This is a genomic window from Megasphaera paucivorans, assembly GCF_900103535.1.
Lineage (GTDB): Bacteria > Bacillota > Negativicutes > Veillonellales > Megasphaeraceae > Megasphaera_A > Megasphaera_A paucivorans.
The window spans coordinates 38,713-50,203 of the sequence record NZ_FNHQ01000007.1 but is presented as its reverse complement, the minus strand read 5'-3'; the positions used below and the strand labels follow the sequence as shown (position 1 = coordinate 50,203).

Below are 11,491 nucleotides of genomic sequence, written 5' to 3'. Positions count from 1 at the left end.
ACTCCTGATTACTTATATTTATATAACTCTGCGACTTCATCCTTCGTTAACGAACGATAAGCCCCCCGCTTAACCCCGCTGAGCGTTAAAAATGCATACTGTATGCGCCGCAGATTATGAATCTGAAAGCCAAAATATTCAACCATGCGGCGTACCTGCCGATTACGGCCTTCATGTATCGTAATATCCAGTGAAGTAATACCGGTTTTATTATCAAATCCATTATAAGAAATTATAGCGGGTGACGTCATTCCATCTATCAGCGGAACTCCTGCAGCCAATTTTTCCAATACGGTGTCTGGCACATGCCCTTTTATTTTTACTTCATAAGTTTTATCTACCATCATGCTGGGATGCATTAATATATTAGCCAGTTCTCCATCATTTGTCATAAGCAAAAGACCTTCTGTATTCTGGTCTAACCGGCCAACAGCATAAATTCGTTCTTCTATATTTTTAAAATAATCAAGAACAGTCGGTCTATTTTGATCGTCACTGGAAGTTGTAATAATTCCTTTCGGTTTATTAAACAAAAAATATTTCTTTACAACGCTTTCTAAGCGTTTGCCATCGACAAGAACCACGTCCTTAGCAAGATCTACCTTCGTTCCTAATTGACGTACAAGTACACCATTTACGCGCACGCGCCCATCAAGTATCATTTTTTCGGCTGTTCGTCTTGAAGCAACTCCACAATTGCTGATTGCTTTTTGTAATCGTTCCATTTATACCCTCCGCTAATATTTCTCCTATTTATGTAATTCTCCGTCCACAGGAATTTCTCCTTCTTTATTTTCTTGATTCTGATTCATCTCTACTACAGTGATTTTCTCTTTAGCGGGAACTTGTCCAGCCAGTTCAGCCAAAGAATTCATTCCCAGGCATTCCAAAAAATAAGGAGATGTTCCATAAATAATCGGGCGTCCCGGACTATCTTTGCGCCCTAAGTCAACGATTAAGCCTTGCTGCATCAAAGAATACATAATTCGTTCTGAAGACACACCTCTTATTTTCTCAACTTCAGCTCTCGTTACAGGTTGTTTAAATGCAATAATAGCCAACACTTCCAGTGCCATGGGAGACAACTGGGAATGTCCGGTACGCACCCATTTTATCATGTCATGAAGCTCAGGTTTAGTTACCAGCTGATATCCGCCAGATACACGAATAAGCATAATACCTCGATTCTGATCAGATAAAAGTTGCCGCAGCGTCTCTGCAATACTTGTAACTTCAGTTTCTGTCCATCCCGTATGTTCACATAAATCAGCAATACTCATAGGTTGTCCGCTTAAAAACAACAAGGCCTCCATAACGGCAGTCGGTTCATGTTTCTCTTTTTGAAATAAATCGTAAGGCAATGGTATTCCCATCCTCTCCTTCTGATATGGTACAACATTGACCACATTTCAATAATTCTAAAACAGCAAGAAAAGTAACAACCAGCTCCACCCGAGAATGACATGTTTGGAATACGGACAGTACTTCCACCGCTCCCGATGCATGGCGTAATATAGAAACGACTCGTGACATACATTCATCCACACTGTATTCTTCCTGTTGAATGTGGATTTCTGCTTTCTCTTTTTCAGGCAGCGTTTGATATACCATACGAAATGCATCAAATAATGCCTTTTTATCAATGTCGCCTTTAAATTGCGGAGTATACGTCATCGGTGTATGCGGCCGATCAAGCATATAACTTCTTTTTTCCCACATCGACGCCATCACTGCAGAAATCTGCTTTACCCGTTTATACTCCACTAATTGTCTTACCAAGACATCTTGTGGATCTTCCTCCGCTTCCTCAACTGGGTGTATCTGTTTTGGCAGCAGAAGGCGTGATTTGATTTGCAGCAAAGTAGCTGCCATAACAAAAAATTTACTGGCATAATCAACATCAAATATATCAATTTGTTCCACATATTCGTTGAATTGATCTGTTATTTTTACAATAGGAATATTGTAAATATCCACTTTGTTTTTTTCAATTAAATACAGCAGCAGATCCAATGGTCCTTCAAAATCTGATACTTTATATTTATACTCATCCATAGTTGTCTTTTTTATTATAAAATAAAAAACAAAAAATTACAAAAAAGGTTTGGATATATAATCCAAACCTCTTGGTCACCCGTAATAAAGCCCAACATTTTTAATAAAATGCAGGCTTCATCACAATGTACTGTTAGGAAATGGTGCCGGGGACCGGAATCGAACCGGTACGGATATTTCTATCCGACGGATTTTAAGTCCGTTGCGTCTGCCAGTTCCGCCACCTCGGCATGACGAAAAAAAATATGGAGGCGGCACCCAGAATCGAACTGGGGATAAAGGTTTTGCAGACCTCTGCCTTACCGCTTGGCTATGCCGCCATCATATGGAGCGGAAAACGAGGCTCGAACTCGCGACCCCCACCTTGGCAAGGTGGTGCTCTACCACTGAGCTACTTCCGCAAATTGGTGCTTAGGGACGGAATTGAACCGCCGACACGGGGATTTTCAGTCCCCTGCTCTACCGACTGAGCTACCTAAGCAAGTATGGCGACCTCGATCGGATTTGAACCGACGATCTTCGCCGTGACAGGGCGACATGTTAAACCGCTACACCACGAGGCCGTATTTTCTGTTCCAAAACTAGTGTCTCGAACGAATAATATTGTATCATGGTATAACCTTTTTGGCAAGACTTAATTTAAAGAAATAAAAAACCCCTTGAAAAAATCAAGGGGCATGTATTCATCATTATTTTGCATAATCAATCATTCGTGTTTCACGAATGACAACAACTTTGATTTGGCCAGGATATTCAAGCTCCGCTTCGATTCGTTTCACAATATCTCTAACGAGCATGACACAATCGGCTTCATCAATCTTTTCAGGCTTTACCATAACGCGAATTTCGCGTCCTGCCTGTATAGCAAAACAATCTTCGACACCATCGAAAGATTCTGCAATCTCTTCCAGTTTCGTTAATCGTTTTAAATAATTTTCCAATGTTTCTCTTCTTGCACCCGGACGTGCTGCCGAAACAGCATCTGCCGCCGCAACAAGAACTGCTTCAATGCTGCGTGGTTCTTCATCACCGTGATGAGACGCGATACAATTCACTATTACCTTGGATTCACCATATTTTTTGGCAAATTCTGCACCAATAGAAACATGCGTGCCTTCCATTTCATGATCCAATGCTTTACCAATATCATGAATTAATCCAGCCCGTTTGGCAAGATTTTCATCTACACCTAATTCAGCTGCCATAACCCCTGCCAACTGTGATACTTCAATTGAATGACGAAGTACATTCTGTCCATAGCTGGTACGATACCGCAGCCGTCCCAAAATTTTCATTAATTCTGGATGCAGACCATGAACACCTGTTTCATAAGTGGCCTGTTCACCGGCTTCACGGATTTTTTGATTTACTTCTTTACGAGCTTTTTCAACCATTTCTTCAATTCTTGCCGGATGAATACGACCATCAGCAATTAATTTTTCCAGCGCAATTCGTGCAACTTCCCGACGAATTGGATCAAAACAAGATAAAATAACTGCTTCCGGTGTATCATCAATGATTAAATCTACACCTGTTAATGTTTCAATCGCTCTGATGTTACGACCTTCCCGGCCAATAATCCGGCCTTTCATTTCATCATTCGGCAAGGCCACAACGGAAACCGTTGTTTCAGCTACATGATCCGCTGCACAACGCTGAATTGCTGTAGAAATAATTTCCCGAGCTTTTCCGTCCGCTTCTTCCTTTGCTTCCTGTTCCAGATCTTTAATCATCATGGCTGTTTCATGCTTAACTTCAGTTTTAACATTATTCAGTAATAATTCCTTCGCATCATCGTATGTAAGGCCAGAAATTCGTTCCAATTCTGCCATTTGCTGTTCATGTAACATAGAAATTTTATCTTGAACCTTTGTAATCTCTTCTTCCTTATGCTGCAAAGATTCTTCTTTTTTTTCTATAGAATCAGACTTTTTATCGAGATGCTCTTCCTTCTGCAGTAAGCGTCGTTCCAAACGCTGTAATTCTGTCCGCCGTTCCTTATTTTCCTTTTCAGCATCCACACGCAATTTATGAACTTCTTCTTTACCTTCCAAAACAAGTTCCTTTTTCTTTGATTCCGCATTCTGCTGTGCCGAAGAAATGATGCGCTGTGCTTCCACCTCAGCCTGTCCCAGTTTCCCCTCAGCAATTTTCATTCGATAAAAATAACCGGCGCCAATTCCAATAATACCACAAACTACTGCTGCCGCAATGATAGTCATCATATTTTTTATTTCACCTCCTTTTTCACAACAAAAAGCCGAACTTACCTGTTCGGCTTTTTTATATGAGTAATTATTTCATTCACTTCATCTTCAAAAACCTACACTATGCAAAATAAATGCCAGTATGCAAACCGGCTATTTTAATTGTAATTTTTTTTGGAGATACTGTCAAGAAATTTACCATACAATATGATTGATAAACTATATTTAAGACCTATTTCCCAATATATCAGAAATAATATTTAGCGAAAATCCTCTATATTGCAGGAAACGTGCAATTTTACGTGGATCTTCCGGCAGTTGAGAAAATTTTTTAGTTAAAATTTTTTTTGCAACGGCATATTCATCTATCTTTTCCAAATTTTCAGGAATCGGCAGCATTCGGTGCTTTAAACGCTGGCAGATATATACATGTCCATACTGCTCTTTCTTGGCAAAATAATGATATACATCATAAGCCAAACGCATATCATCGATAAACCGTTCCTCTTTTAGCTGAACGATAACTTCTTCAATGATCGGCGTATCGATATCTTTATTTTTTAATTTTTTACGTAGCTCTCCTTCACTGAGAAACCGCACATTCAAAAAACGCAGGGCTTGTCCATAGGCCTCATTATAATCCATAGCTTATTCCATTTCCGGAGGAATTTCCAAAACCTCTTCAAACTTTTCCGGTTCCGCTGCTAATGTATCTCGAATAATACTTTCAATTTCATCAGAAATATCCTTATGTTCCTGTAGGAATTTTTTTACATTTTCCTTGCCTTGCCCCATACGTTCACCTTTATACGAATACCATGTACCGCTTTTTTCAATAATATCCATAGAGGCTGCCAAATCTAGAATTGTACCTTCCCGAGAGATTCCTTTCCCATACATAATATCAACTTCACAGTTTTTAAAAGGCGGGGCTACCTTATTTTTTACAATTTTTATACGGGCCCGGTTTCCTATAACATCATTTCCAGATTTAATTGCCTCCCCTTTTCGAATTTCAATGCGGATAGAGGCATAAAATTTCAATGCACGGCCACCTGTTGTCGTTTCTGGATTACCAAACATAATTCCAACTTTTTCACGTAATTGATTAATGAAAATAACAATAGCCTTAGATTTTGAAATAATGCCAGTAAGTTTACGTAAGGCCTGACTCATAAGTCTTGCCTGCAACCCTACATGAGAATCACCCATTTCTCCTTCTATTTCAGCTTTTGGAACCAATGCGGCAACAGAATCCACTACAATGATATCAACAGCGCCGCTTCGAACAAGTTCTTCTGTAATTTCCAGCGCCTGCTCTCCATTATCCGGCTGAGAAATAAGCAGATTCGCGGTATCAACACCCAAATGCCGGGCATATACAGGATCAAGCGCATGTTCCGCATCAATAAAGGCAGCAATACCTCCATTCCGCTGTGCTGACGCAATAGCATGAAGAGCCAAGGTTGTTTTCCCAGATGATTCCGGACCATATATCTCAATGACTCTCCCTCTTGGATATCCCCCAATGCCAACTGCCAGGTCAACCGCCAGCGATCCGGAAGAAATGACCTCCATATTCATTTTATCAGCTGCATCACCAAGGCGCATAATAGCCCCTTTGCCAAAATCTTTTTCAATCTTTCGCATTGCATTTTCCAGTGCTGTTTTTTTCTCTTCCATATTCGTCTCCTATTCTTTATTTTCTAATAAATACACTACTGCATAATACATCGCACGTATAGCAGCACGCCGCTTAACTTCCGGCCGATCGCCAACATAAATGTCCTTATATACTTTCATTCCCCAAGGTCCATCAATACCTGTATACACCAACCCAACAGGTTTTTCTTCTGTACCGCCTTCTGGTCCGGCAATTCCGGTCGTGCTAATAGCAATATCTGCATGGTACAAACTTCGGCTTCCTCGTGCCATTTCTCCGGCAGTTTGTTCACTAACAGCACTGAATTGTTCCAGCGTATCGGTAGAAACACCTAATATATGATGCTTTACTGTATCACAATATGTGACTGCCGAGCCAAGAAAATAAGCTGAACTCCCGGGAACATCTGTAATATAAGAACCCAAAAGTCCACCCGTACAAGATTCTGCACAACTAACCGTCCGCCTTGCTGATAGCAACGTCCGGCCCAATACTTCCGCCATCGTTTCTTTATTATATGCTATAACAGATCTATGCAGTCGCTGCTGCAATTGATATTCCATCGGTCTTAATAAAGCAGCCGCCGCTTCCTCTGTAGCCGCTCTAGCTGTAATACGAAGTTCTACATATCCCGGTTTAGCATATAACGCCAGCGTTGGATTAGACTGCCCCTTCACCAAATCCATAACAGCCTGTTCCATATCACTTTCACCCATATCATATACTTTGAGAATCAGAGACTTAATGCATCCTTGCGAACCAAAGTTTTCCAATAAATAGAGTTTTAATCGATGTTCATACATCCAGCGCATTTCTCGCGGTGGACCCGGAAGATGAACGATCAGCTTGCCATTTTGATGGATTGCCATTCCAGGTGCTGTACCAGCTTCATTCGTAAAAATATAGGCTCCCTTGGCTGCCATTGCTTGTCTTTCATTATTCGGCGACATAGATCTATGACGATGACAGAACCATCTTCGAATCTGTTCTTCTAATTCAGGATGATATTCCATAGGCAAGTGCAACACCTTTGCTGCGATTTCCTTTGTCATATCGCCTTGCGTAGGTCCCAATCCACCTGTTGTGATGATTATATCAGCGCGAGAAATCGCCGTTTGTAATACTTCTTCCATCCGCTGCGGATTATCACCTACTGTAGTATGATAAATAACAAAATATCCCAATTTATTCAATTCTTCTGATAAAAAGCGAGAATTATCATTTATTATTTCACCTAATAGCAACTCTGAGCCAGTTGTAACAATTTCAACAAACATAATATCACACCTTTAGTCTTCTACTAAATCCGCTACCAAATCATACGCAAATCCTTGTGCAATTTGCACTTTAACCATATCTCCCGGCTGCAACGCGCCTGGATTTTCCAAATAAGTTAACCCATCTACATCAGGAGCTTGTGTCTCGATGCGGCCAACTGCTTGGCGGCAGTCATCTTGCTCTGTTATCTTTTCTATCAACATAGTATGAATCGTATTTTCCATTTCCTGATTTCGTTTTTCCGATACTTTCGCCTGAAGGGACATGAGTTTATGATACCGCTCTTCTTTAGTTTCTTCTGAAATTTGATCCTGCATCAATGCCGCTGGTGTACCGTCTTCGCGAGAATATGTAAAAACGCCTACATCATCAAATTCAAATTTTTCCACAAAATCACAAAGTTCTTGGAATTCCGCTTCCGTTTCCCCAGGAAACCCCACAATGAAAGTGGAACGGAGAGTTAGTTTTCTCCCATGCTCACAAAGTTTCTGCATCAGTGTCAAAATATCTTCCTTTGTATCACGACGCTTCATTCTTCTTAAAACAGTCGGGGAGATATGCTGCAATGGCAAATCAACATACGGACAAATTTTTTCTTCTTTAATAATAAGTTCCATTAACTCGTCCGTAAAATAATGAGGATAGAGATAAAATAAACGAATCCAGCGAAGATTATCAATTTTTACCAGCTGACGCAGCAATTCCGGCAATAATGGCTTACCGGCTATATCCACACCATAACTAGTTGTATCTTGAGCAATCAAGTTAATTTCTAAGACACCCTCTGATACAAGCTGCTTTACTTCATCTACCACAGAAGCTATGGGGCGGCTGCATAAGGTACCACGTACATGTGGAATAATACAAAAAGTACATCCATTATTACATCCTTCAGCAATTTTCACATATGCGCTATAGGATGGCGTTGTTCGCAATCGTTTCGTTTTATCATCATACAGATGACTAACATCATCCATATAACAAGCCTTTTTTTCCATGACGGGCCATATCAACGGCATCCCAAATCCGGTCCCAGGATCCAGTTCCCAGCAACGCATCAATTTCCGGCATTTCTTCCATTAATTGTTTCTTGTATTGCTGGCTTAAACACCCCGTAACAATAAGCGTCTTGCAATTTCCCTCTTCCTTATAACGGGCAGCTTGAAGAATTGTCTGGATAGATTCTTCTTTGGCTTTCTCAATAAAGGTACACGTATTGACAATAATAATATCGGCAGCAGAAAGTTCCTCCGTGATTTCCATATGCCGATCTTTTAAAATACCTAGCATTACTTCTGTATCGATAAGATTTTTTGAACAACCTAAACTAACAAAACCCACTTTTTCCATTTATGATTCCTTTCCAAAACGGACCATCTTAATCCACCAATCCTGCATTTCTTTCCGGCCTTGTTCTGTATAATTTTTCTGTGCTTGAAACAGCACAAGCTGCTGTCCCTTGGCATCTAATTCATTTCCCTGACGATTTGCTGTATAGTCCAAATATAAATGACTTTTACGCAGAATATCTATAGTATCTTTTGATAAAAGCCAATCCATAAACTTCCCTGATAACTCTTCATCTTGACAAGTCACAGTAACACCTGCTCCAACAAGCCAGCAGGAGGTTCCATCTTGTGGATATAAAATGTAAATCGGGGCTGCATCTTTAACAAGCTGCCGCGCTGTTACCGCATCCACCACACCTACATCGGCTTCTCCCGAAGCGACACGCCATACTGCTGGTGTCATTGATTTAGAATATACAGCAACATGCCGCTGTATATTTTTAAAGTAGCGCATAGCATTTTCCTGCCCATAAATTTCCACAAAAGTACAAAGAAAATCTCCGGCAATATCCGTTGCTGCCAAATCTGGAAAAGCAATCCGCACATCTGGATCAGCCAATAAATCATTCCAATTCTGTAATTGCAATCCATGATGAGCGTAATATTCTCTACTAATAACTAAAACCATAGGATCATACCATAATCCCACCCAATATCCGTCTGCATCCTTATGCGCATAAGCAACTTGATCCGTAGCCTCTGAAGCATATGGCTTCAATCGTCCCTGCTTTGCAGCCGTCTGCAGCAATGGCTGCACAGCGATAAGAATATCAGGATCAGCCGTATCTTTGCTATTTGACTTTAGATAAGACTGTATATCTCCGTCATTTTTAGTTATAATTTGTACGCGCAAATGAGTCTGTTCATAAAACTTTTTCGCCAAATCATTGTTAACATCAATTGGCATATCAGAGTACACCACAAGATGACGTTCAGCTTCTCGAATTCGTTCAGCACGCACTTGTTCCTGTCCTATCCATATATAATTGCTTAGTCCCAGCAATGCCACGACAAATACCACGACAGCCATGACTGGTAAATATTTTCTCATACTTTCACCTTATCTATTTCTATTCTTCATAAATTTCCGCGGTGACCGTCCAGTATCAACGTCTCGCTGATCACGTGAAAAACGAGCTCGGCTGCGTCGCGGTGGAATCAGGCATTTAGGTCCATATCCAATCAAATCTTGCCTACCCGTTAGACATAATGCTTTATATACCACATCATAATTGTCCGGGTTTTTATATTGCATTAACGCACGCTGCATCTGTTTTTCCTGCTGTTGTCTGGCAACATATATCGTCTTACCTGTTAAGGGATTTATTCCTGTATAATACATTGCTGTAGATAAACTCCCCGGCGTAGGAATAAAATCCTGAACTTGTTCCGGCTGCATATGCATATCCCGTAAAAATTCTGCCAACGCCACGGCATCCTCTAACGTGCATCCTGGATGACTAGACATAAAATAAGGGACAAGATACTGCTTCTTCCCTACCTTGACATTCGCTGCCTCAAACCATTTTTTAAATTCGAGAAAAGTTTCAATTCCTGCTTTTCCCATTATATCCGTGACATGCTTAACAACATGTTCGGGAGCTACTTTAAGCTGTCCGCTGACATGATATTTACATAATTCTTCTACAAATTTTTTATTATGGTCTGCTAATACATAATCGTATCGCAATCCCGAACGTACAAAAACTTTTTTTACACCCTTTATTTGCCGTATTTCCCGCAATAGTTTTAAATAATCAGCATGAGATGTATCCAAATTAGAACAAATATCGCTGCCAATGCACTGTTTTTTGCGACAGGCTCCTGCTATTTGCTGTTTAGCACATGCCATATGACGAAAATTAGCGGTAGGTCCGCCTACATCATGTATATATCCCTTGAAATCCGGCAGAGTGGTCATTTTTTCAGCTTCACGGACAAGTGAAGAATGACTCCGGTGTTGAATAATCTTCCCCTGATGGCTCGTAATCGCACAAAAATTGCAATGACCAAAACATCCACGCTGGCTAGTCAAGCTAAACTGTACTTCCTGCAGTGCCGGCACCCCGCCAAGTGTGTCATACTCAGGATGCCAGCGGCGAGTAAACGGCAGTTCATAAACAGCATCCATTTCCTCCGTCGTAAGCGGAAGTGCAGGCGGAGTCTGTACAAGAAACCGACTGCCTGAAGGTTGAACTATCGTTTTTCCATAAAAAGCATCCTGTTCTTCATATTGGATTTTAAAAGCTGCAGCAAAACATTTTTTATCAGCAGCTACTTCCTCATAAGAAGGACAAAGAATTGTCTTTTCTGTAACCGGATACTTATTAGCAACATAACAAATACCACGAATATTATACATTTCAGCAACATTTTTCCCTTCTGCCAATGCATCCGCAATATCAACAATTTGGTGTTCTCCCATGCCGTATATCAGTATGTCCGCTTTACTATCCAGTAAAATCGAATGCCGGACTTTATTGGACCAATAATCATAATGGGCAAACCTTCTTAAACTAGCTTCGATTCCGCCAATAATTACTGGCACATCTTTGTACGCTTCCCGCCAGCGATTTGCATATACAATGGTTGCTCGCTCTGGACGATGTCCGGTAATTCCACCAGGAGAATAATTATCGCGGTTTCGAAATTTTTTAGCTGCCGTTTTTTCATTCAGCATAGAATCAAGATTTCCTGCCGTAATCAATGCCGCTAAACGTGGTCTCCCAAGCTGCTTAAAAGGTTCCGCACTATGCCAATCCGGTTGGGAAATAATGCCTACGCGATACCCCCGACTCTCCAATACACGGCCAATAACTGCTGCCGCAAAGCCGGGATGATCTACATAGGCATCCCCGTTAATAAACACAAAATCCAAAATATCCCAACCACGCCGTTCCATATCAGAACGACTGGTAACCAAAAATTCATTTGCCATA

The 11,491-nt window shown here is 40.8% G+C and carries 9 protein-coding genes, 5 tRNA genes and 1 pseudogene; all 15 read right to left on the bottom strand.

The annotated features are described in order from the left end of the window. Nucleotides 1–8 precede the first annotated feature (8 nt). The 15 genes and pseudogenes from BLR11_RS04535 to BLR11_RS04465 all read right to left on the bottom strand — a co-directional run bounded on the left by BLR11_RS04535 (nt 9) and on the right by BLR11_RS04465 (nt 11,490). Nucleotides 9–725 carry a pseudouridine synthase gene (locus BLR11_RS04535; RefSeq protein ID WP_091648618.1) on the bottom strand — a complete coding sequence of 239 codons (717 nt, stop codon included), beginning with the start codon at nt 723–725 and terminating at the stop codon, nt 9–11. A 24-nt stretch (nt 726–749) separates the two neighbouring features. Next, complete coding sequence (scpB, locus tag BLR11_RS04530) at nt 750–1,373, bottom strand: SMC-Scp complex subunit ScpB (RefSeq protein WP_176762875.1); 624 nt, start codon at nt 1,371–1,373, stop codon at nt 750–752. Then, complete coding sequence (locus BLR11_RS04525; RefSeq protein ID WP_091648616.1) at nt 1,327–2,055, bottom strand: segregation and condensation protein A; 729 nt, start codon at nt 2,053–2,055, stop codon at nt 1,327–1,329. The genes scpB and BLR11_RS04525 overlap by 47 nt, the downstream gene beginning before the upstream one ends. Nucleotides 2,056–2,196: 141 nt before the next feature. Further along, nucleotides 2,197–2,285, bottom strand: a tRNA-Leu gene (locus BLR11_RS04520). A 16-nt stretch (nt 2,286–2,301) separates the two neighbouring features. Next, nucleotides 2,302–2,375: transfer RNA gene (locus BLR11_RS04515), tRNA-Cys, on the bottom strand. A 6-nt stretch (nt 2,376–2,381) separates the two neighbouring features. Beyond that, nucleotides 2,382–2,456: transfer RNA gene (locus BLR11_RS04510), tRNA-Gly, on the bottom strand. Between the two features lie 4 nt (nt 2,457–2,460). Further along, nucleotides 2,461–2,536: transfer RNA gene (locus BLR11_RS04505), tRNA-Phe, on the bottom strand. Nucleotides 2,537–2,541: 5 nt separating this feature from the next. Continuing rightward, a tRNA-Asp gene (locus tag BLR11_RS04500) sits at nt 2,542–2,618 on the bottom strand. Nucleotides 2,619–2,744: 126 nt separating this feature from the next. Beyond that, nucleotides 2,745–4,280 (bottom strand): ribonuclease Y, encoded by a 1,536-nt coding sequence (gene rny / locus BLR11_RS04495; RefSeq protein WP_091648614.1) that lies wholly within the window; start codon nt 4,278–4,280, stop codon nt 2,745–2,747. 207 nt (nt 4,281–4,487) lie between these two features. Further along, complete coding sequence (locus BLR11_RS04490) at nt 4,488–4,907, bottom strand: regulatory protein RecX (RefSeq protein ID WP_091648611.1); 420 nt, start codon at nt 4,905–4,907, stop codon at nt 4,488–4,490. A gap of 3 nt (nt 4,908–4,910) precedes the next feature. After that, nucleotides 4,911–5,945 carry a recombinase RecA gene (gene recA / locus BLR11_RS04485; RefSeq protein WP_091648609.1) on the bottom strand — a complete coding sequence of 345 codons (1,035 nt, stop codon included), beginning with the start codon at nt 5,943–5,945 and terminating at the stop codon, nt 4,911–4,913. A 9-nt stretch (nt 5,946–5,954) separates the two neighbouring features. Beyond that, on the bottom strand, nt 5,955–7,202 hold the full coding sequence (locus tag BLR11_RS04480) for a competence/damage-inducible protein A (protein ID WP_091648606.1): 1,248 nt from the start codon (nt 7,200–7,202) through the stop codon (nt 5,955–5,957). Nucleotides 7,203–7,214: 12 nt separating this feature from the next. After that, nucleotides 7,215–8,553, bottom strand: a pseudogene (gene rimO / locus BLR11_RS04475) (30S ribosomal protein S12 methylthiotransferase RimO). After that, on the bottom strand, nt 8,554–9,603 hold the full coding sequence (locus tag BLR11_RS04470) for an ABC transporter substrate-binding protein (RefSeq protein ID WP_091648603.1): 1,050 nt from the start codon (nt 9,601–9,603) through the stop codon (nt 8,554–8,556). A gap of 9 nt (nt 9,604–9,612) precedes the next feature. After that, nucleotides 9,613–11,490, bottom strand: a complete 1,878-nt coding sequence (locus BLR11_RS04465) for a YgiQ family radical SAM protein (protein ID WP_091648601.1) — start codon at nt 11,488–11,490, stop codon at nt 9,613–9,615. Nucleotide 11,491 lies beyond the last annotated feature (1 nt).

Excerpts from the sequence above, each read along its gene's own strand:
- BLR11_RS04490 (WP_091648611.1), bottom strand. The coding sequence starts at position 4,907 with ATGGATTATAATGAGGCCTATGGACAAGCCCTGCGTTTTTTGAATGTG.
- BLR11_RS04470 (WP_091648603.1), bottom strand. The coding sequence starts at position 9,603 with ATGAGAAAATATTTACCAGTCATGGCTGTCGTGGTATTTGTCGTGGCA.
- recA (WP_091648609.1), bottom strand. The coding sequence starts at position 5,945 with ATGGAAGAGAAAAAAACAGCACTGGAAAATGCAATGCGAAAGATTGAA.
- BLR11_RS04535 (WP_091648618.1), bottom strand. The coding sequence starts at position 725 with ATGGAACGATTACAAAAAGCAATCAGCAATTGTGGAGTTGCTTCAAGA.
- BLR11_RS04465 (WP_091648601.1), bottom strand. The coding sequence starts at position 11,490 with ATGGCAAATGAATTTTTGGTTACCAGTCGTTCTGATATGGAACGGCGT.
- BLR11_RS04480 (WP_091648606.1), bottom strand. The coding sequence starts at position 7,202 with ATGTTTGTTGAAATTGTTACAACTGGCTCAGAGTTGCTATTAGGTGAA.
- scpB (WP_176762875.1), bottom strand. The coding sequence starts at position 1,373 with ATGGGAATACCATTGCCTTACGATTTATTTCAAAAAGAGAAACATGAA.
- BLR11_RS04525 (WP_091648616.1), bottom strand. The coding sequence starts at position 2,055 with ATGGATGAGTATAAATATAAAGTATCAGATTTTGAAGGACCATTGGAT.
- rny (WP_091648614.1), bottom strand. The coding sequence starts at position 4,280 with ATGATGACTATCATTGCGGCAGCAGTAGTTTGTGGTATTATTGGAATT.